This window comes from Streptomyces sp. NPDC104226, assembly GCF_055584085.1.
In genome coordinates, this window is record NZ_JBVJMS010000009.1 from 46,762 (window position 1) to 68,171 (window position 21,410).

General features: G+C 73.7%; 16 protein-coding genes. 12 read left to right on the forward strand and 4 right to left on the reverse strand.

Annotated features, from left to right (window positions below; translation table 11 throughout):
- Positions 1-116 precede the first annotated feature (116 nt).
- Positions 117-1,034, forward strand: coding sequence for an ROK family protein (locus ACZ60J_RS26870; protein WP_469686157.1), 918 nt, complete (start codon positions 117-119; stop codon positions 1,032-1,034).
- 10 nt (positions 1,035-1,044) lie between these two features.
- Here ACZ60J_RS26870 and ACZ60J_RS26875 read toward each other — a convergent pair whose 3' ends face one another.
- The gene (locus tag ACZ60J_RS26875; RefSeq protein WP_469685676.1) at positions 1,045-2,040 is read right to left on the reverse strand and encodes a TAXI family TRAP transporter solute-binding subunit; all 996 of its coding nucleotides are present in this window, start codon (positions 2,038-2,040) and stop codon (positions 1,045-1,047) included.
- A 112-nt stretch (positions 2,041-2,152) separates the two neighbouring features.
- Between ACZ60J_RS26875 and miaB the strand changes: the two genes are divergently transcribed.
- A complete protein-coding gene (gene miaB, locus ACZ60J_RS26880) occupies positions 2,153-3,667 on the forward strand; it encodes a tRNA (N6-isopentenyl adenosine(37)-C2)-methylthiotransferase MiaB (protein ID WP_469685677.1) in 1,515 nt (504 codons plus the stop codon).
- A 74-nt stretch (positions 3,668-3,741) separates the two neighbouring features.
- On the forward strand, positions 3,742-4,449 hold the full coding sequence (locus tag ACZ60J_RS26885; protein WP_469685679.1) for a class III extradiol ring-cleavage dioxygenase family protein: 708 nt from the start codon (positions 3,742-3,744) through the stop codon (positions 4,447-4,449).
- A gap of 82 nt (positions 4,450-4,531) precedes the next feature.
- Here ACZ60J_RS26885 and ACZ60J_RS26890 read toward each other — a convergent pair whose 3' ends face one another.
- Positions 4,532-4,777, reverse strand: a complete 246-nt coding sequence (locus tag ACZ60J_RS26890; RefSeq protein ID WP_469685680.1) for an antitoxin — start codon at positions 4,775-4,777, stop codon at positions 4,532-4,534.
- A gap of 22 nt (positions 4,778-4,799) precedes the next feature.
- Positions 4,800-5,018: a gliding motility protein gene (locus ACZ60J_RS26895; RefSeq protein WP_469685681.1), complete on the reverse strand. Its 219-nt coding sequence runs from the start codon at positions 5,016-5,018 to the stop codon at positions 4,800-4,802.
- 174 nt (positions 5,019-5,192) lie between these two features.
- Between ACZ60J_RS26895 and miaA the strand changes: the two genes are divergently transcribed.
- From miaA to hflX, 6 genes are all read left to right on the forward strand, one after another.
- Complete coding sequence (miaA, locus tag ACZ60J_RS26900) at positions 5,193-6,131, forward strand: tRNA (adenosine(37)-N6)-dimethylallyltransferase MiaA (protein ID WP_469685683.1); 939 nt, start codon at positions 5,193-5,195, stop codon at positions 6,129-6,131.
- Positions 6,132-6,258: 127 nt separating this feature from the next.
- Positions 6,259-6,837, forward strand: coding sequence for a hypothetical protein (locus tag ACZ60J_RS26905; protein WP_469685684.1), 579 nt, complete (start codon positions 6,259-6,261; stop codon positions 6,835-6,837).
- Between the two features lie 81 nt (positions 6,838-6,918).
- Positions 6,919-7,794, forward strand: a complete 876-nt coding sequence (dapF, locus tag ACZ60J_RS26910; protein ID WP_469685686.1) for a diaminopimelate epimerase — start codon at positions 6,919-6,921, stop codon at positions 7,792-7,794.
- A 140-nt stretch (positions 7,795-7,934) separates the two neighbouring features.
- The gene (locus tag ACZ60J_RS26915; protein WP_469685687.1) at positions 7,935-10,034 is read left to right on the forward strand and encodes a RelA/SpoT family protein; all 2,100 of its coding nucleotides are present in this window, start codon (positions 7,935-7,937) and stop codon (positions 10,032-10,034) included.
- Positions 10,035-10,110: 76 nt separating this feature from the next.
- Complete coding sequence (locus tag ACZ60J_RS26920; RefSeq protein ID WP_469685688.1) at positions 10,111-11,559, forward strand: M1 family metallopeptidase; 1,449 nt, start codon at positions 10,111-10,113, stop codon at positions 11,557-11,559.
- A gap of 215 nt (positions 11,560-11,774) precedes the next feature.
- Positions 11,775-13,283 carry a GTPase HflX gene (hflX, locus tag ACZ60J_RS26925; protein WP_469685690.1) on the forward strand — a complete coding sequence of 503 codons (1,509 nt, stop codon included), beginning with the start codon at positions 11,775-11,777 and terminating at the stop codon, positions 13,281-13,283.
- Between the two features lie 75 nt (positions 13,284-13,358).
- Here the strand turns inward: hflX and ACZ60J_RS26930 are convergent, their stop codons facing one another.
- Positions 13,359-14,528 (reverse strand): hypothetical protein, encoded by a 1,170-nt coding sequence (locus tag ACZ60J_RS26930; RefSeq protein ID WP_382973419.1) that lies wholly within the window; start codon positions 14,526-14,528, stop codon positions 13,359-13,361.
- A gap of 406 nt (positions 14,529-14,934) precedes the next feature.
- Between ACZ60J_RS26930 and ACZ60J_RS26935 the strand changes: the two genes are divergently transcribed.
- From ACZ60J_RS26935 to ACZ60J_RS26945, 3 genes are all read left to right on the forward strand, one after another.
- Complete coding sequence (locus ACZ60J_RS26935) at positions 14,935-16,263, forward strand: diaminobutyrate--2-oxoglutarate transaminase family protein (protein ID WP_469686159.1); 1,329 nt, start codon at positions 14,935-14,937, stop codon at positions 16,261-16,263.
- 2,546 nt (positions 16,264-18,809) lie between these two features.
- Complete coding sequence (locus ACZ60J_RS26940; protein WP_469686161.1) at positions 18,810-20,660, forward strand: IucA/IucC family protein; 1,851 nt, start codon at positions 18,810-18,812, stop codon at positions 20,658-20,660.
- 32 nt (positions 20,661-20,692) lie between these two features.
- A complete protein-coding gene (locus tag ACZ60J_RS26945) occupies positions 20,693-21,397 on the forward strand; it encodes a GNAT family N-acetyltransferase (RefSeq protein WP_469685692.1) in 705 nt (234 codons plus the stop codon).
- The last annotated feature ends 13 nt before the right edge of the window (positions 21,398-21,410 follow it).

Here is a 21,410-nt window from a genome sequence, read left to right on the forward strand (position 1 = left end):
CCGCATACTGAAACGGACCCCTTTCCTGGAGCGCCGCCGTGACCACACCCGCCCCCACCTCCGCATTCCCCGCCCCCCGCGCCGGTGCGCCGGCCGACTCCGGCCCGACGGTCGCGATCGACATCGGCGGTACGAAGGTCGCCGGAGCGCTGGTGGACTCCGACGGGGCGATGACGGCCACCACCCGCCGGCCCACCCCGCGCGGCACCGACGCGGACACCGTGTTCGCCGCCGTCGCGGAGGTCGTCGCCGAGCTGGCGCAGTCCCCGCTGTGGGGATCGGCCGTCCGGTGCGGGATCGGCAGCGCGGGACCGGTGGACACCGCGCGCGGCACGGTCAGCCCGGTCAACATCGGCGCCTGGCGGGGCTTCCCCGTCCAGGCCCGGGTGGAGGCCGAGCTCGCACGGCACGGGGCCCGCATCCCGACCGTCCTGGCCGGCGACGGGGTGGCGATGACCGCCGCCGAGCACTGGCTGGGCGCCGCCCGCGGGCACGCGAACGCGCTGTGCATGGTGGTCTCCACCGGCGTCGGCGGCGGACTCGTCCTGAACAACCAGCTGCACCCCGGCCCCACCGGGAACGCGGGTCACATCGGCCACATCAGCGTCGCCTTCGACGGGGAGCCCTGCGCGTGCGGAGGCCGCGGCTGCGTGGAGTCCCTCGCCTCCGGCACCGCCATCGCAGCCTGGGCCCTGGCCCAGGGCTGGGTTCCGGCCGGGGACGCCACCGCGGCCGGGGTGGCCGCAGCCGCTGCCGCGGGCGATCCCGTCGCGCTGGCCGCCTTCGACCGCGCGGGCCGGGCGCTGGCCGCAGCCATCGCGGCCACCGCCACCCTCGTCGAGACCGACATCGCCGTCATCGGAGGCGGCGTCGCCGCCTGCGGGGACACCCTCTTCGGGCCGGTCCGCGCGCACCTGGCCTCGTACGCGACCCTGTCCTTCGTCCAGGACCTCCAGGTCGTCCCGGCGGCGCTGGGCACCCACGCGGGCCTGATCGGGGCCGCGGCCGCGGCGACGATGCTGCTGCGGTCCTGAGGGAGGTGCCTCAGGGCTTGACGGAGCGGTAGTAGCGGGCCGCGCCCTCGTGCAGCTGCAGGGGATCCGTGTAGATCGCCGTCCGCAGGTCCACGAGCTGGGCGGCGTGCACCTGGCGCCCGATCTCGTCCCGGCTGTCGATCACCGTGCGCGTGAACTGCTCCGTCAGCTCGGCGCCCGTGTCGTCCCGGGTCACCAGCAGGTTCGGCACCGCGACGGTGGACACCGCGGAGTTGCTGCGGGCGCGCTCGTAGGCGTCCTGGGGCATCACCGCAGCCCGGTAGTACCGGGCGGGGCTGCCGCTGGCCTGGAGCGCCTCCACCAGGTCGCCGAGCTGCACGAGCCGGATCTCGAACCGCTCCGAGAGCTCCCGCACAGCGGTGGTCGGCAGCCCTCCCGACCAGAAGAAGGCGTCGATCCGGCCGGCCTCCAGCTCCGCCGGCACGGTGTCGATGCCGATGGCCACCGGGGTGACGTCGCGCGCGGGGTCCAGCCCCGCGGCACTGAGCATCCGCTCGGAGATCAGCCGCACGCCCGAGCCCTCCTGGCCGACGGCGACCCGCTTGCCGCGCAGGTCCCGGGTGGACTGGACGGGAGAGCCGGCGGGCACCACGAGCTGGACGTAGTCGTCGTAGAGGCGGGCCAGGCCGCGCAGCCGCTCCGCTCCGGGTTTCCGGTCGACCTGGTACTTGGCCACCGCGTCGGCCGTCGCCACCGTGAAGTCGGCCTCGCCCGCGGCCACCCGCTGCAGGTTCTGCTGCGACCCCTCGCTCGCCTCCAGCCGGACCCGTACCCCGGGCACGTGCTCGGCGAGCTCCTTCTCCAGCAGCAGCCCGTAGCGGTGGTAGACCCCTTGCTGGACGCCGGTGCTGAGGGTGATCTCACCCGTGAGCTCCGTCCGGCCGAAGGGCCGCAGCCACCAGACGAGGGCACAGAGCACCGCCAGGACGGCCACCAGGGCCCGCAGGGCACGGCGCCTGCTGATCCGGGGCGGTACGAGAGGCATGGCCGCGATCCTGCCACCGACCAGCCGTCCTGTCACGGCCCGCCCGGCCCTGCGGGCCCGCTCCGGCTCGCACCCGGCCCGGGCCGCCACGCCCGACCCGTACCCTTGACGGGTGAGTACCGAGAGCGGCGAGGCGACTGTGGTGAAAACGTACGAGGTCCGGACGTACGGCTGTCAGATGAACGTGCACGACTCCGAGCGGCTGTCCGGCCTGCTGGAGGACGCCGGGTACGTCCGCGCGCCCCAGGGCTCCGACGGCGACGCGGACGTCGTCGTGTTCAACACCTGCGCCGTCCGCGAGAACGCCGACAACAAGCTCTACGGCAACCTCGGCCGGCTCGCGCCGATGAAGACCAAGCGCCCCGGCATGCAGATCGCCGTCGGCGGCTGCCTCGCGCAGAAGGACCGCGACACGATCGTGGACCGCGCCCCCTGGGTCGACGTGGTCTTCGGCACGCACAACATCGGCAAGCTGCCCGTCCTGCTGGAGCGCGCGCGCATCCAGGAAGAGGCGCAGATCGAGATCGCCGAATCGCTGGAGGCCTTCCCCTCCACGCTCCCGACCCGGCGCGAGTCCGCGTACGCCGCCTGGGTCTCGATCTCCGTCGGCTGCAACAACACCTGCACCTTCTGCATCGTCCCGGCGCTGCGCGGCAAGGAGGAGGACCGCCGTCCCGGCGACATCCTCGCCGAGGTCGAGGCCCTGGTCGCCGAAGGCGTCTCCGAGATCACCCTGCTCGGCCAGAACGTCAACGCCTACGGCTCCGACCTGGGCGACCGCGAGGCCTTCTCCAAGCTGCTGCGCGCCTGCGGCGCCATCGAGGGCCTGGAGCGGGTCCGCTTCACCTCCCCGCACCCCCGCGACTTCACCGACGACGTGATCGCGGCGATGGCCGAGACCCCCAACGTGATGCCGCAGCTGCACATGCCGATGCAGTCCGGATCGGACACGATCCTGAAGGCGATGCGCCGCTCGTACCGACAGGAGCGCTTCCTCGGCATCATCGAGAAGGTCCGCGCCTCCATCCCGCACGCCGCGATCTCCACCGACATCATCGTGGGCTTCCCCGGTGAGACGGAGGAGGACTTCCAGCAGACGATGCACGCGGTACGCGAGGCGCGCTTCGCGAACGCCTTCACCTTCCAGTACTCCAAGCGCCCCGGGACCCCGGCCGCCGACATGGAGGGGCAGATCCCCAAGGAGGTCGTCCAGGAGCGGTACATGCGCCTGGTCGCCCTCCAGGAGGAGATCTCCTGGGACGAGAACAAGAAGCAGGTCGGCCGGACCCTGGAGGTCATGGTCGCGGAGGGCGAGGGCCGCAAGGACGGCGCCACGCACCGGCTGTCCGGACGGGCCCCCGACAACCGGCTGGTCCACTTCACGAAGCCGGACGAAGAGGTCCGCCCGGGCGACGTGGTGACGGTCGAGATCACCTACGCGGCCCCCCACCACCTCCTGGCCGAGGGGCCGACCGGGGCGGTACGCCGTACGCGTGCGGGCGACGCCTGGGAGAAGCGCAACGCGGCTCCGGCGCAGCCGAAGGGCGTCCTCCTCGGCATCCCGACCCTGGGCGTCCCGGCCCCCCTCCCGGTGGCGGCATCGGGCTGCGCCAGCCCCGCGTCCTGACGCGCCGCGGTGCGGGCCCGGCGTAGGCAGGGAGTCGGCCCCGGCCGCGCCCGGCTACGGCTACGCTGCGGATCATGCTCGTAGCCGCCGCCGTCTGCCCCGCCCCGCCGATGCTCCTGCCGGAGCTCGCCACGGGAGCCGCCGCCGAACTCGGCGACGCCCGGACCGCGTGTTCCGACGCGCTGTCCGTGCTCGCCGCCTCCCGGCCCGATCTGCTCGTCGTCGTCGGAGCCTGCGAGCCCGACCACCACGGCGCCTACCCCCAGGGTGCCCGCGGCACCTTCCGCGGATTCGGCGCCGGGGCCGACGTACGGCTGGGCGAGGGCGAGGAGGGGCCGCGGCTGCTGCCCACCCCGCTCGCCGTGGGCGCCTGGCTGCTCGGCCGGGCCGGCTGGGGCGCCACGCCCCTGGAGGGCTTCGGGGTCGCGGGACCGCTGGACACCGCGGGGTGCCTGGAGGCGGGCCGCGAGCTCGCCGCGCGCGAGGAGCGGGTCGCCCTGCTCGTCATGGGCGACGGCAGCGCCTGCCGGTCCCTCAAGGCCCCCGGATACCTCGACGAACGCGCCGCCGCCTTCGACGCCGAGGCCGCCCGCGCGCTCGGAGCTGCCGACCTGCCCGCCCTCGCGGCCCTCGACGCGGAACTCGCCGCCGAGCTCCAGGCGGCCGGACGGGCCCCCTGGCAGGTGCTCGCCGGCGCCGCCGAGGGTGCGGGGCTGGAGGGGCGGCTGCTGTACGAGGACGCCCCGTACGGGGTCGGGTACTTCGTCGCCGCCTGGTCGTAGCGACGTAGCGGTAGCCGAACGACACGCAGAAGGGGCGCGGCACCGAGTGGTGCCGCGCCCCTTGCGTCGTTCCCGGACCGCGTCAGGAAGCGGCCGGCGGTGTCGGCCCGCCGGGTGCGTCCTTGTGCGCGATCTTGCCCAGGGCGTCCTTCGCCTTGTCCGTGCCGCTAGAGATCTGGCCGCTGTACTTGCCCTTGGTCTTGGAGTCGACGGCCTTGGCCACCTTCTCCAGATTCTGGGAAATCTTGCCCTCGTGCTGTGCAGCGAGGTCGCCGACCTTGTCCTTCGCGGGCGCGAGCTTGGCCTTCAGATTGTCCAGCAGGCCCATGGGTCACCTTCCAATGGCGAGGCTACGTGCGGGCACCCTCTGCGGCCTCGCTGTCCGCGGTGGCCTCCGCCGACTGCTGCTTCGGGATCTCGACGGCCTCCGCCGCCGCACTCTCCTCCGCCACAGCCTGCTCGGTCCCGGCCTCGTCGGCCGTCGCGGACTCCACCGTCAGATCCGCAGCGACGGCCTCTTCGGTCGTCGCCTGGGTCTTGCGGCCGAGAAGCCGGTCCAAAATGCCCATGTCTACTCCTATAACGTTACTCGTGTGAGTGAAGTTCCGCCGTGGGCGGACCGCCGCACGGCAGGCGCGCGCCCGGCCGGAACCCCGCCAGGGCAACGACCCCGGACCGGTCCCGTCACGTAGCTCGATCGGGTACATGGCAGCGTCTTGACGAGGGGCTGAGAGACTGGTGCGGTGAGGAAAGCAGCCCCCGCCCCGCGGGTCATCGCCGTCGTCGGACCCACCGCGGCCGGAAAGTCCGATCTGGGCGTAGCCCTGGCCCGTCATTTCGACGGCGAAGTCGTCAACGCCGACTCGATGCAGCTGTACCGGGGGATGGACATCGGTACCGCCAAACTGACGACCGAGGAGCGCGGAGGGGTCCCGCACCACCTCCTCGACATCTGGGACGTCACCGAGACGGCGAGCGTCGCCGAGTACCAGCGCCTCGCCCGCGCCGAGATCGACAAGCTGCTCGCGCAGGGCCGTACGCCGGTCCTCGTCGGCGGTTCCGGCCTCTACGTGCGCGGCGCGCTCGACGCCATGGAGTTCCCCGGCACCGACCCCGAGGTCCGGGCCCGGCTGGAGGCCGAGGTCACCCTGCGCGGCCCCGGCGCCCTGCACGCCCGGCTCGCCGCCGCCGACCCGGCCGCCGCACAGGCCATCCTGCCCAGCAACGGCCGCCGCATCGTGCGCGCGCTGGAAGTCATCGAGATCACCGGGCGGCCGTTCACCGCCAACCTGCCCGGCCACGAGTCCGTCTACGACACGGTCCAGATCGGCGTGGACGTGGCCCGGCCCGAGCTCGACGAGCGGATCGCACTGCGCGTGGACCGGATGTGGGAGGCCGGGCTGGTGGACGAGGTCCGCGCGCTGGAGGCCGTGGGCCTGCGGGACGGGGTCACCGCCCCCCGGGCGCTCGGCTACCAGCAGGTGCTGGCCGCGCTCGCCGGGGAGTGCACGGAGGAGGAAGCGCGCGCCGAGACGGTCCGCGCCACCAAGCGGTTCGCCCGCCGGCAGGACTCCTGGTTCCGCCGTGATCCGAGGGTGCACTGGCTCAGCGGGGCCGCCGAGGACCGCGCGGAACTCGCCGGACTCGCGCAGTCGTTGGTCGAACGAGCGGTCACAGCCTGATCACGTGATGGCATCGGGACGCCCCGCACGCCCGTCCGGGGCCTGACGGCGTGCCATCATCAAACTTCCGACGGTGCCGTCACCGGCGGTGAACGGCGGCGTACGAAGTCACAAGTGGGGAGGGCGCGTGGCGATGGAGGCCGGCCCTCGTGACACCGGTCGGGACGACACCCGGCGGGAAACGGACCCGACGCTTCGCAGCGCCCTCGCCGACGGTGAAGGCCTGCCCGGCGCAGCTCCGGCGGACGCCGACGCCCTCGGACTGCCCGCGGACGCCGACGGACTGGGACTGCCCGCGGATCCCGCCCGGCTGACCCCCGACGGCCCGGACGCGCCGGACTCCGCGGAGGCGGAGGCCGCCGCCGCCCCCGCGTTCGAGGTGGAACTGCGCCCGCAGCGCCGGCTGAGGCTGTGGCAGATCGCCCCCATCGTGATGCTGGCCGCGGCCGGGTCCCTGATGTTCGCCTTCCCGCTCGCCTTCGAGTTCGGCGACGGCGGAGCGGTCGTCGCCATGCTCGGATTCCTCATCAGCTGCTGCGCGGGCGGCTGGGGCATGATGGCCGCGCGCCGCGTGGGCTACGCCCTGCCGGGGCTCCCGGCCCGCGGCTCGGGGCAGCGGCCCGACTGGCGCCTCGCCCTGCTGTACGCACTGGTCGCACTGGGTGTCGTCGCGCTCGCGGTGTACCGGGTGGCCCGGCTCCGCTAGGGGCCGGGTACGGCCCGGCTCCGCCGGGTCCTACGGGTGGCCGCCCGGCTCCGTGAGCTGCGTGCTCGGTACCATGGGCGGGTGACGCAGACCAGCCTCTCCTTCCTCAAGGGCCACGGCACCGAGAACGACTTCGTGATCGTCCCGGACCCGGACAACGCCATCGAGCTGCCGGCCTCCGCCGTCGCGCGGCTGTGCGACCGGCGGGCCGGAATCGGCGCCGACGGCGTGCTGCACGTCGTGCGCTCCGCCGCGCACCCCGAGGCGGCGCACCTGGCCGACGAGGCCGAGTGGTTCATGGACTACCGCAACAGCGACGGCTCCATCGCCGAGATGTGCGGCAACGGCGTCCGCGTCTTCGCCCGCTACCTCCAGCACGCCGGGCACGTGGAGCCGGGCGACCTGGCCGTCGCCACGCGCGGCGGGGTCAAGCGGGTGCACCTCGACAAGACCGGCGACGTGACCGTCTCCATGGGCCGCGCCGAGCTGCCCGAGGGAGAGGTCACCGTCTCCGTCGGCGAGCGCTCCTGGCCCGCGCGCAACGTCAACATGGGCAACCCGCACGCGGTGGCCTTCGTCGAGAGCCTGGACGACGCCGGGACGCTGTTCGACCCGCCCCCGTACAGCCCTGCGTCCGCCTACCCGACGGGCGTCAACGTCGAGTTCGTCGTCGACCGCGGCCCCCGCCACGTCGCCATGCGCGTCCACGAGCGCGGTTCCGGCGAGACCCGCTCCTGCGGCACCGGCGCCTGCGCGGTCGCCGTGGCCGCCATCCGCCGCGACGGCGCCGACCCGGCCGTCACCGGCGCGCCCGCCACGTACACCGTCGATCTGCCCGGCGGCACCCTGGTCATCACCGAGCACACCGACGGGCGGATCGAGATGACCGGACCCGCCGTGATCGTGGCCGAGGGCGAGTTCGATCCCGCCTGGCTCACCGAAACGGCTTTCGCCTGAAGCTTCCCTCTAATGGGTGATCCGTTTCACGCTGAGCGAGAGGTGGACTGCGCCACGTGGTGGGGTCGGTAGCATCAGGCACCGGCCCTGCGGGCGCACCCCATGCCCACCACCGCCGGTCGAAGCCGTCGGAGGTGCCCATGAGTGCAGAGGCCACGAACCCCGAAGCACGTCCCGAAGCGCTCCCCGAACTTCGCAGACGCGGCCGGACCAGGCTTGACCTGCGACGACTCGGACGCGCTGCGCTGCTCGGCCCCACGCCCAGGGACCGGCTGCCGGACGCCATCGGCCATGTCGCCGAAGCGCACCGCGCCCATCACCCCGACGCGGACCTGTCGATCCTGCGCCGCGCGTACCTGCTCGCCGAGACCTCGCACCGCGGCCAGATGCGCAAAAGCGGTGAGCCGTACATCACACATCCGCTCGCCGTCACGCTCATCCTGGCCGAACTGGGCGCCGAGACCACGACCCTGACGGCCTCGCTCCTCCACGACACCGTCGAGGACACCGACGTGACCCTCGATCAGGTCCGCGAGGAGTTCGGCGACGAGGTCTGCTTCATCGTCGACGGGGTCACCAAGGTCGAGAAGATCGACTACGGCGCCGCAGCCGAGCCCGAGACCTTCCGCAAGATGCTCGTCGCCACCGGCAACGACGTCCGCGTGATGTCCATCAAACTCGCCGACCGGCTGCACAACATGCGCACCCTCGGGGTGATGCGGCCCGAGAAACAGGCACGCATCGCCAAGGTCACCCGCGACGTGCTCATCCCGCTCGCCGAACGGCTCGGCGTGCAGGCCCTGAAGACCGAGCTCGAGGACCTCGTCTTCGCGATCCTGCACCCCGAGGAGTACGAGCACACCCGCGCCCTCATCGCGGCCCACGCGGGAGAACGCGACCCGCTGCCCGCCATCGCCGACTCGGTACGGGCCGTCCTGCGCGAGGCGGGCATCGCCGCCGAGGTGGTGGTGCGGCCCCGGCACTTCGTCTCCGTGCACCGGATCTCCCTCAAACGCGGGGAGCTGCGCGGCTCCGACTTCGGTCGCCTGCTGGTCCTCGTGGGGGAGAACGCGGACTGCTATGCCGTGCTGGGGGAGCTGCACACCTGCTTCACCCCGGTCATCTCCGAGTTCAAGGACTTCATCGCCTCCCCGAAGTTCAACCTCTACCAGTCCCTGCACACGGCCTTCGCGACCCCCGAGGGGTCCGTCGCGGAGGTCATCGTGCGGACCCGGCAGATGCACCGGGTCGCCGAGGCGGGCGTGGTCGCGCTCGGCAATCCGTACACCTCCCCGCAGCAGGCCGAGTCGGCCGACCCGATCGAGGCGGCCGACTGCGAGGAGGAGCGGGTCGACCCGACCCGGCCCGGCTGGCTCTCGCGGCTGCTCGACTGGCAGCAGTCGGCACCCGACCCCGACACCTTCTGGGACGTCCTGCGCTCGGAGCTGGCCCAGGACCGTGAGATCACGGTGTTCCGGGCCGACGGGGGCACCTTGGGGCTGCCGGCCGGCGCCAGCTGTATCGACGCCGCCTACGCGCAGTACGGCGAGGCGGCCCACGGCTGTATCGGCGCCCGGGTCAACGGGCGCCTGACCTCCCTGTCCTCCCGGCTCTCGGACGGGGACACCGTCCAGCTCCTGCTCGCGCACGACGCCTCCTCGGGGCCCACCGCCGACTGGCTGGACCACGCCAAGACCCCGGCCGCCCGGATCGCCGTCAGCAGCTGGCTGGAGTCCCACCCCGACGGGGCCCGGCCCGCCGACGCCGCACCGCGGCCGCCGCTCTCGGTGATCGGCCTCCGCAGCGGCGGGGGCAACGCCGTGGCCGACCTGCCTGACGCCACCGTGCGGCTCGCGGGGTGCTGTACGCCGGTCCCGCCGGACGCCGTGGAGGGGTTCGTCGTACGCGGCGGGGCCGTCACCGTGCACCGGATCCGCTGCGCGACCGTGGCCCAGATGCGGGCGGTGGGGCGGACCCCCGTCGCCGTGCACTGGCGGGCGACCGCGGACTGCCGGGTCACCCTGCTCGCCGAATCGTTCGGCCGCCCCCACCTGCTGGCCGATCTGACCGAGGCCATCGCCCGCGAGGGGGTCGAGGTGGTCTCCGCGACGGTGGAGCCGCCGGTCGAACAGCGGGTCCGGCACAGCTACACCCTGCAGCTCCCCGACGCGACGGGTCTCCCGGCGCTGATGCGGGCCATGCGGGACGTGCCGGGGGTCTACGACGTCAGCCGGGCGTAGCCCGCCCGACCCCTTTCGGGTGGAGCCGTCGCGCGCCGTTCGCGGGCGCGTGGCGGGCGCTGATAAGCGGTGGGGGATGCAGCTCACCTCCCCGCGCGTGCGCGCCGCCCTGCTGGCCGCGGCCTCCCTCACCCTCGTCGCCGCCGTCGTGCCCCCGCCCAAGGCGCTCGGCATCGGCGACGCGCTCTTCCCCGAGCTGGGGAACCCCGGATACGACGTGCTCTCGTACGACCTGTCCTTCGCGTACAAGGACAACAACACTCCCCTCGACGCGGTCACCGTCATCGACGCGCGCAGCCTCACCCGGCTCGAGACCGTCAACCTCGACTTCACCCACGGGAAAGTGGCCTCCGCCGAGGTCAACGGGGAACCCGCCGGCTTCGCGAGCGTCGGCGAGGACCTCGTCCTGACCCCCGCCCGGCCGGTGGAACCGGACCTTCCGCTCCACATCACCGTCCGGCACACGAGCGACCCGCGCGGCCGCGGCGACGGCGGCTGGGTGGTGACCGACGACGGGCTGGCCATGGCGAACCAGGCCGACGCCGCCCACCGGGTCTTCCCGTGCAACGACCACCCCGCCGACAAGGCGTACTTCACCTTCCGGGTGAGCGCGCCGGCCGGGAAGACGGCCGTGGCCAACGGGGTGCCGGGCGCGCTCCCGGCCCGCCGGGCGGGCGCCGGGACCACCTGGACGTACCGGACGCTGCACCCGATGGCCACCGAGCTCGCCCAGGTCTCGATCGGCGACTCGGCCGTGATCCACCGCACCGGCCCGCACGGACTGCCGCTGCGCGACGTGGTCCCCGCGGCGGACCGGGAGCGGCTGGAGCCCTGGCTGAAGAAGACCGACGGGCACATCCGGTGGATGGAGGCGCGGGTCGGCCGCTACCCCTTCGAGAACTACGGCGTGCTCATCGCGAAGGCCCGTACCGGCTTCGAGCTGGAGACGCAGACCCTGTCGCTCTTCGAGAGTGCCCTGTTCGCCGGCGGTGGCGGATACCCCGAGTGGTACGTCGAGTCCGTGATGGTCCACGAGCTGGCCCACCAGTGGTTCGGCGACAGCGTGAGCCCGCGCACCTGGTCCGACCTGTGGCTCAACGAGGGCCACGCCACCTGGTACGAAGCCCTGTACGCGGACGGCCTCGGCAAGTACTCCCTGGAGCGGCGGATGCGCGAGGCGTACCAGCGCTCCGACCAGTGGCGGGCGGCCGGCGGCCCCCCGGCCGCACCCAAGCCGGCCGCCCCGGGCGAGAAGATCGGGCTGTTCCGGCCGGCGGTGTACGACGGGGCCGCGCTGATCCTGTACGCCCTGCGGCAGGAGATCGGGGTCCAGGCCTTCGACCGGGTGGAGCGGCGCTGGGTGGGGGAGCACCGGGACGGGGTCGCGGGCACGGAGGACTTCGTACGGCTGGCCTCGCAGGAGGCGGGCCGGGACCTGACGGCGTTCCTGCAGCCGTGGCTGTACGGGAAGAAGACCCCCGCCATGCCGGGGCACCCGGAGTGGAGCGCCCCGAAAAGCGTGTGACGCGTGCGGAGCAGGCATGCCACCATCGACGAGGCCGTTCCGCAGGGTGCTCCGGGGGAACCACCGGGGTGAGTCTCCGCAGGGCATCTCCGCAGGGAATCTCCGGGGAGTGTCACACGTTGGACGTGACAGTGTTATGTCACGCGCGGGAGTAGCTTTGGCCTTGGCTCCGCTTCGCCTGACGCGGACGCATTCGAAAACGACGTAAGGATCCAATGACCTCCTCTTCTTCCCCTTCCCAGGACGCGCGGGACGACGCACAGGGTGCGCCGGACCCGCAGAGCTTCACCGAGAGCCTTCGGGCCGACGCCCTGATGGAAGAGGACGTCGCCTGGAGCCACGCGATCGACGGAGACCGGGACGGCGACCAGTACGAGCGCTCCGAGCGCGCGGCCCTGCGCCGCGTGGCCGGCCTCTCCACCGAACTCGAAGACGTCACCGAGGTCGAGTACCGACAGCTCCGCCTGGAGCGGGTCGTCCTCGTCGGCGTCTGGACCTCCGGCACGGTGCAGGACGCGGACAACTCCCTCGCGGAGCTCGCCGCCCTCGCCGAGACGGCGGGCGCACTCGTACTCGACGGCGTCATCCAGCGCCGCGACAAGCCCGACCCGGCCACCTTCATCGGATCCGGCAAGGCGCGCGAGCTGCGCGACATCGTGCTGGAGAGCGGCGCCGACACCGTCGTCTGCGACGGTGAGCTCAGCCCCGGCCAGCTCATCGCCCTCGAAGACGTCGTCAAGGTGAAGGTGGTCGACCGGACCGCCCTCATCCTCGACATCTTCGCCCAGCACGCCAAGTCCCGAGAGGGCAAGGCGCAGGTCGCACTCGCGCAGATGCAGTACATGCTGCCGCGCCTGCGCGGCTGGGGTGCCTCGCTGTCCCGGCAGATGGGTGGCGGCGGCGGTGGCGGCATGGCCACCCGCGGACCCGGTGAGACCAAGATCGAGACCGACCGGCGCCGGATCCGCGAGAAGATGGCGAAGATGCGCCGGGAGATCGCGGAGATGAAGACCGGCCGCGACATCAAGCGGCAGGAACGGCGCCGCAACAAGGTGCCCTCGGTCGCCATCGCCGGATACACCAACGCCGGCAAGTCCTCGCTGCTCAACCGCCTCACGGGCGCGGGCGTGCTGGTGGAGAACGCGCTGTTCGCCACCCTCGACCCGACCGTGCGCCGGGCCGAGACCCCGTCCGGCCGGATCTACACCCTGGCCGACACGGTCGGCTTCGTCCGGCACCTGCCGCACCACCTCGTCGAGGCGTTCCGCTCCACGATGGAGGAGGTCGGCGACTCCGATCTCATCCTGCACATCGTGGACGGCTCGCACCCGGCGCCGGAGGAGCAGCTGGCGGCGGTCCGCGAGGTCATCCGCGAGGTCGGCGCCGTCAAGGTGCCCGAGATCGTGGTGATCAACAAGGCGGACGCGGCCGACCCGCTGGTGCTCCAGCGGCTGCTGCGCATCGAGAAGCGCTCCATCGCCGTCTCGGCGCGCACGGGTCAGGGCATCGAGGAACTCCTCGCGCTCATCGACGCGGAGCTGCCGCGGCCGGCGATCGAGATCGAAGCCGTGGTCCCGTACACGCGCGGCGGCCTGGTCGCCCGGGCACACGCCGAGGGCGAGGTGATCTCCGAGGAGCACACGGCGGAGGGCACCCTGCTCAAGGCGCGGGTACACGCTGAACTGGCGTCGGAGCTCGCTCCGTACGTGCTCGCCAAGCACTGACCGGATGAACGGCTGAGGGCCCCCGCGGGAGCGGGGGCCCTCAGTCATGTGGTGCGTGCGGCCCGCTGGGTGCGGCTACTTGAACTTGCCGCTCACCGCGTCGAAGACGCCCTTCGCCTCCGGACCCAGCCGGGGCCCGGCCAGCCAGCCCGCCTTGGCGGGGCCGATGGAGGTGTTCGACACCAGCGCCGGCTTGCCGTCGGCACCCGCCGCGACCCAGCCGCCGCCCGAGGAACCGCCGGTCATCGTGCAGCCGATGCGGTACATCGTGGGGTCGGTCGCGTTCAGCGACAGCCGGCCCGGCTTGTCGGTGCACTGGAAGGTCTTCTGGCCGTCGAACGGAGCCGCCGCCGGGTAACCGGTCGCCGTCATCTTCGCGATCTTCGGCGCGGCCGGGGCGTTGAACTCCACCGGGAGCGCCGTCCCGACCGTCTCCTCCAGAGACTTGCCGCCACCCTTCTCCGGGGTCACGTGCAGCACCGCGAAGTCGTACGGGGCACCCGCGCCGCCGGTCGGACCGCCGGTCGCGATCCACTGGTCGGAGGTCTGCGCCCAGTCGCTCCACCACACGCCGTACGGGGCCACCTCCTCGCGGGGCGCACCCTTGAGCGCGGCCGCGGCCTTGCCGCTGTTGTTGTACGACGGGACGAAGGCGATGTTGCGGTACCAGCCGCCGGACTTGCCCGCGTGCACGCAGTGGCCGGCCGTCCAGACCATGTTGGACTTGCCGGGGTGCGCCGGGTCCTTGACCACGGTCGCCGAGCAGACCATCGACCCCTCGGGGCCGTCGAAGAAGACCTTGCCGGAGGCGGGAACGCTCTGGTGGTAGGGCGGGGTCGCGGCCTTGGCGGCCACCGGAGCCGGAGTCGGGTCGGTGACGCCCTGGTCCTTGCCCGCATCGGGGTCGACGGCGGGGGGCTGCGGCGTCTTGGCGGCGTCACGCATCCGGTCCGGGTCCCAGAGGTCCTCGATGATCGGGTTGATGTAGTCGCCCGCCTCGCGGAGCCAGTCCTCCTTCTTCCAGTTCTTCCACTCACCCCCCTTCCACTTCTCCAGGTCGATGCCGTGCTCCTTGAGCTTGTCCTTGAGCCCGTCGGGGATCTTCACCCCGTCCAGGCTCGTGGGCACGCTCACCGCCACGGTCGGCTTGGCGTCGGTCTCACCGTCGCCGGGCCCGCACGCCGCGGCGGTCAGGGCGAGGGCGGCCGAGCACAGGATCGCGGTGACCGGTCGGATCGGTCGCATGTCGTGAATCCCCCTGGGTGGTTCTTGGTTCGGGACGGTGCCTGGGTGCCCGGATGGGTCGGGCGCCTTGGTTGCAGCACCCCACTATGCCGCTGCCGTGGGGGACGGCACAGCCCGGGGCACCGGTTCCCCCGGGCCGGAAAGCGATCCGGCCCGGACGAGGATCCCGGGCGGGCAAGGATCTCGGGGCGCGCGAGGATCCCGGCGCGAGCAAGGATCTTGGGCCCACCCGTGATCCGTCGCCGCCACCGTCGTTGGTACGTACGGGGGATGGGGGAGCAGCGTGGGTGTTCGAAGCGCACCCCGGAAGAGCAACCGTGCGGGAGGAGCGACACTCGTGCCTTTGACGGCTTGGACGGGCGAGCAGGCCACGGCCGGGGAGCAGGTACCGGCGCAGGCGAACCGGGTGGGGGAGGAAGGGCACTTCGCGGTGCTGGGTCCGGAACCGGGTGCGGCGGAGGGGATCCTGCGCAGGCAGGCGCAACGGGAGTCCGCGGCCCGGACGTACGCACGCTCCCTGCCCATCGTGCCCGTGCGCGCCCGGGGGTTGACCATCGAGGGGGCGGACGGACGCCGCTACCTCGACTGCCTCTCCGGCGCCGGAACCCTCGCCCTGGGCCACAACCACCCGGTGGTGCTCGAAGCCATCCGCGGGGTCCTCGACTCGGGAGCCCCGCTGCACGTGCTGGACCTCGCCACTCCGGTCAAGGACGCCTTCACCACCGAGCTGTTCGCCAACCTGCCGGCGGAGCTGGCCGCGGACGCCCGCATCCAGTTCTGCGGCCCGGCCGGGACGGACGCGGTGGAGGCGGCGCTCACCCTCGTCCGCACCGCGACCGGCCGGTCGGGGCTGCTCGCCTTCACGGGGGCCTACCACGGCATGACGGCGGGGGCGTTGGCCGCCTCCGGCGGGGCCACGGACGTACGGGTGACCCGGCTGCCGTATCCGCAGGACCGCCGCTGCCCGTTCGGAGTCGGCGGGGCCGAGGGGGCGGAGCTGTCGGCCCGTTGGACGCGGAACCTGCTGGACGACCCCAAGAGCGGGGTGCCCGCGCCCGCCGGGATGATCGTCGAACCCGTCCAGGGCGAGGGCGGGGTCCACCCGGCCCCCGACGCCTGGCTGCGCAGCATGCGGGAGATCACGGCGGAGCGGGGGATCCCGCTGATCGCCGACGAGGTCCAGACCGGGGTCGGGCGCACCGGGGCCTTCTGGGGGGTCGACCACGCGGGGGTCGTCCCCGACGTGATGGTGCTCTCCAAAGCCATCGGGGGCAGCCTGCCGCTCGCGGTGATCGTGTACCGGTCGGAGCTGGACCAATGGGCCCCCGGTGCCCACGCCGGCACCTTCCGCGGCAACCAGCTCGCCATGGCGGCGGGCACCGCGACGCTGGCCTACGTCCGGGAGAACGGCCTCGCGGAGCGCGCGCGGATCCTGGGCGCGCGCATGCTCGCCGCCCTCCGCGGCCTGATCCCGGAGCACCCGTGCGTGGCGGACGTACGGGGCCGCGGGCTGATGATCGGCGTCGAACTGGCCGACCCCGACACGGGCGAAGCCTCGCCCGACCTCGCCGCGGCCGTCCGCCAGGCCTGCCTGGACCGCGGCCTGATCGTCGAACTCGGCGGCCGCCACTCCAGCGTCGTCCGCCTCCTCCCTCCCCTCACCCTGACCGACGAACAGGCCGCGGCCGTCCTCGACCGCCTCGCCGACGCCATCCCCGCCGCCACCCGCCGCTAAGGACCCCCATGCCCGACCCCCTCCACCCCACGAACACCGCCCCGCCCCCCACCACCCCGGGCACCCCCCTCCCACCCACCCCCGCGGGCGCACCTCTCGCGCCCACCCCCTCGGGCGCACCTTTCGCGCGCACCCCTGCGGGAGCACCTCTCGCGCCCGCCCCCGCGGGCTCGCCGCTCCCACACGGCGTCTCAGCCCCACCCCTCCCGCCGTCCGCTGCCACGGTCCCTCCGGCCCCGCCCGCGGTGCTGCCGCCCGCAGCGGGTGCCCCGCCCCTTGCGCCCGCGCCCCCGCCCCTGCTGCCGTCCGGCGCCACGGGGCACGGCTCTCCGCCGTCCGCTGCGGCGGTGTCTCCGGCCGCGCCCGCGGTGCTGCCGTCCGATACCGCGGGTCCCGGCCTCCCGCTGGCTGCTGCGGCGGTGTCTCCGGCTCCGCCCGCGGTGCTGTCGTTCGCAGGGGGCGCCTTGCCCGTTGCGCCCCTGCCCTTGCTGCCGTTCGGCGCCGCGGGTTCCGGCCTCCCGCCGGCCGCTGCCGCGGTGTCTCCGGTCCCGCCCGCGGTGCTGTCGTCCGCAGCGGGTGTCCCGCCCGTTGCACCCTCGCTCCCGCCCCTGCTGCCGTCCGGCGGCACGGGTTCCGGCCTCCCGCCGGCCGCTGCCGCGGTGTCTCCGGAGCCACCCGCTGTGGGGGATCCCAGCCTTCCGTCAGCCCACTCCACAGGGCCCCTGCTCGGAGCCATGGGCTCCGGCTCCCTTGCGGTCCCGCCGCCCGGCGACGTGGACCCTGTCCTCGCGGCGGAGGCCTCCACGGTGTCGCCGCCCGGCGCAGTGGGTCCGTCCCACACGTCGGCTGCTGCCAAGGGGTCCCCGGTCGTGTCGTCCGCAGCGTTGGACCCAACTCCTCGGGCGACGACACCCACCGCGCTGCCGCCCGGCGCATCGGGGGCCGCCCGTCCGTCGGCCCCGTCCCCGGTATCGCCGTCCGCAGCTCAGGGCTCCAGCCTTCCCCCGGCCCCGCCGCTCACGCTCTCGGGCCCCGCCTTCCCGCCGCCCGCTTCCGCGCAGCCATCTGCCAACTCCCCACAGTCGCCGCAGACTCCGACCGCTGCTGCCACACCGCCCCAGCCCCCGTATCCGTCGGGGTCCGCACATCCTCGGGCTGCCACCCCGCCCCCTTCGCTCCGGTCCCCGGCGGTTTCGGCCGAGCCCGGGCTCCCGCTGTCGGTGCAGGCCGATCCGTCACGGGTCCCCCTTGCTGCGGCTGCCCCGCTGCCCGCCGCGCCCTCGCCGGTGCCGACCTCGCCCCCGGGCACGCCTCCCTCGGCGGCGGACGCCCCGGATTCCCCCTCTGCCCTCGGGTACGGGCACACACCTTCCGCACCTCTCCCCGTCGGCTCCTCGCCCCGGCCGACTCCGGAGGAGGTCGGGCCCCGTTCAACCGCGTCAGCCACTCCTCCCGGAGAACCGCCCACGATCGGCGTACCCCTGGGCGCCGCCCAGGGTCCGGCTGCCGCGGGCGCTCACCGGCACGCACTGCGTCCGACGGCCCCCGCAGGGTTCCAGCCGTCATCGGCCCCCGCCCCGGGCACACCGGCTCCAGCTGCCGTAGGCCAAGCCGCGCCGACGGCGCTGTCGGGCCTGACAGAGGGCGCCGGACTGAGGCTGCCTCCGGACGGGAGGCCCTCAGCGTCGCTGACGGCCCCCGCCGGGGCCGTGCCGGCACGGCTGGGGGAGCCTTCCGGTACCGAGCCCGCGGCTCCCGGTCCGAGCCCGGACTCGGCCGTCCCAGGGACCTCGGCCGGGCAGCCCTCTGCGCCCCGGCCCGGGGTGCCGGGCGGCGAGCCCCCGTCTGCCGCCCCCGCAGGGCGGCCGGCACCCGCTTCGGCGGAACGTTCTCCCCAGCCCGGCGCCGATGCGGCTGTGGCCGGTGCCGGTGGGTCCATGACGGCGGCCACCGCGTGGCCGCCCTTGTTCGCTTCGGCGGACGGTTCCTCTCGGCCCACCGCCGATGCGGCTGCGGGAGGTGGGCCGACGGCTCCTCCCACCGCATGGCCGCCGCTGCTGGCTTCGACGGGAGGCCTGGCTGCGACCGGCGCCGCCGCGTGGCCCGGGGGGACGGCTCTCGGCGGGGCCCTCGGGGGTGCGCCCTCGGCCGTGGCTTCGGGGTCGGCTTCCGGGGATGCGGCCGATGCCGGTCCGGCAGGACTGGCGGAGGGGCTGTCTGCCGGGGGCTCCGTGGATGCCCTTGCCGGGTGGCCCGGGGCGGAGGTTTTGGCAGCGGCGACCGGACCCGGCCCCTCTGCCGACCCGGCGCCGTCGGGCCCCGGGCGTTCGGGCGAGCCGCCCTCAGGAGCACAGGGCAGGGCCGTGCCCAAGGGGCCTTCTGAGGCGGCCCCTTCGACCTCGGGTTCCACAACCACGCCCACCGCTGCCCAGGACGCAGTGGCACCACGACGCGGAGCAGCCGAAGCGGAGGAGCAGGCCACGGCATCGGCGCCGCCGGGTGACGGCTCCACCGGCTCCGCCGGTTCTGCCGACGGGCTTCCGGGCATGCCTGCGGCGGGCATGCCCTGGCCGCCGGCCGAGCCGCAGTCCCCGGCCGCGGTGCCCCGGCAGAAGGACGCCACCGCCCGGCCCCGCGCGGGAGCGGCCGACCCGTTGGACCACCCCGACCCCAGGGTCGCCGCCGAGGCCGCCTCGGTGGAGAACCTGCTCCGCTGCTGGGTCCGCGAGACCGGACTCGAACAGCCCGCCGGGCCCGTCCTGCGCATCCCCCTCCCCGCATCGGGCGCCGCCCTGCTCGTCGCCGTCCGCTACTGGTCCACCGCCGGCTGGCACCGCTTCGGCCCGGCCCGCATCGAAGGCGTCACCGCCGACGCCCCAGCCGTGGACGCGGTCACCCTCGCAGCACTGATCTCCCGCGAAGGCGAAGGCACCCCCGGAAAGGCCCTCGGTGAGAGTGCGCCCGGCGGCGCCGACCTCGTCGGACGGGTCGCCGACTCGGTGCACCGGACCGCCGAGTTCATCACCGACCGCCGCCAACGCCCCGCCGCGCCCGACCCCGTCGCCGCCGACCTGTTCCTCACCGCCGAACAGTCGCTCCTCCTCGGTCACCCGCTGCACCCGACACCGAAGAGCCGCGAAGGTCTCTCCGAAGCCGAAGTGCGCCGCTACTCACCCGAACTGCACGGCTCCTTCCCCCTGCACTGGGTGGCGGTCGCACCCGCCGTCCTCGCCACCGACTCCGCCTGGACCGAACGCGGCCGCCCTGTCTCGGCCGCCCGGCTCCTGGGCCGTCTCGCCCCCGGGCTCCCGGTGCCCGACGGTGCCACCCCCCTTCCCCTTCACCCCTGGCAGGCCCGCGACCTGCTCCAGCGCCCCGCGGCCGCCGCCCTCCGCGACGCGGGACTCCTGCACGACCTGGGCCCCTACGGCGCCCCCTGGTACCCGACCTCCTCCATCCGCACCGTCCACCAGCCCGGCGCCCCCGCGATGCTCAAGCTCTCCCTTGGCCTGCGCATCACCAACTCCCGTCGGGAGAACCTCCGCAAGGAACTCCACCGCGGCATCGAGGTGCACCGGCTGCTCCGCACCGGCCTCGCAGAGCAGTGGCAGTCCGCCCACCCCGGCTTCGACATCGTCCGCGATCCCGCGTGGGTCGCCGTCGACGCCCCGGACGGCGCACCCGTCCCCGGACTCGACGTCATGCTCCGGCACAACCCCTTCCGGCCGGGCGACGACGCCCTCTGCATCGCCGCACTCACCGCACCCCGCCCGTGGCCCGGGCGCAGCGGCATGAGCTCCCGGCTCGCCGAGACCGTCTCGCGGCTCGCCGCCACCACAGGGCGGACGACCTCCGCCGTCGCCGCCGAGTGGTTCCTGCGCTACCTCGAACACGTCGTCCTGCCGGTGCTCGCCTTCGACGCGCTCGCCGGCATCGCCCTCGAAGCACACCAGCAGAACACGCTGGTGCTCCTCGACCCGGCCGGCTGGCCGGTCGGCGGCCGCTACCGCGACAACCAGGGCTACTACTTCCGCGCATCCCGCCGCGCGGAGCTGGAGGACCGGCTTCCCGGAATCGGCGCCACCAGCGACACCTTCGTCTCGGACGCCGTCACCGACGAACGCTTCGCCTACTACCTCGGCATCAACAACGTGCTCGGTCTCATCGGGGCCTTCGGATCCCAGAGGCTCGCCGACGAACGCATCCTGCTGGCCGCCTTCCGCCGCTTCCTCGGCAAGGCCAGGAGCCTCGGCCCGCTCCCCGAGAAGCTGCTCGACTCGCCCACCCTGCGCTGCAAGGCGAATCTGCTCACCCGCCTCGGAGGCCTCGACGAGCTCGTCGGCCCCGTCGACACCCAGTCCGTCTACGTCACCATCGCCAACCCCCTTCACGATTGACGCGTCAGCACCGAAACGGAGCAGAGCCCCCGATGCCCTCCACCGACTTCCACACCGGAGTGCTCCTCACCGCCGATGTGGCCCGCACCGATGTGCTTGGCACAGAGGACTTCCGCACCCCGGCACCGCGTCTCAGCGCGGAGTCGCTGCCCCGGCTCGCCGAAGCCGACCTGCTCGACTCCCCGGCGGCCTGGGGCGGCGTCACGACGAGGTCCGGCGTTTTCCGCCTCGAACCGGTACGACTCGACCGGGACCTGGAACTGCTCACCGGCTGGATGAACGACCCGCAGGTGGACGCCTACTGGGAACTGGCCGGCCCGGCCGCCGTCACCGCCGCCCACGTGTGGACGCAGTTGGACGGGGAAAGCCGCAGCATCCCGTGCCTAGGGCTCCTCGACGGCACACCGATGAGCTACTGGGAGATCTACCGGGCCGACCTCGACCCGCTCTCCGCCTACTACCCGGCGCGCCCCCACGACACGGGTATCCACCTGCTGATCGGAGACGGCACGAACCGCGGCCGAGGTCTCGGCAGCACGCTCCTGCGCGCCGTCGCCGACCTGGTGCTCGACAACCGCCCCCGCTGCATGCGCGTCATCGCCGAACCGGACATCCGCAACACCCCCTCCGTATCAGCCTTCCTGAACGCCGGCTTCCGCTGCCCCGCCGAGATCGAACTGCCCGGCAAGCGAGCCGCCCTGATGATCCGCGAACGGACGCTGCGCAATCTCCTCTGACACGTCTGCCCCC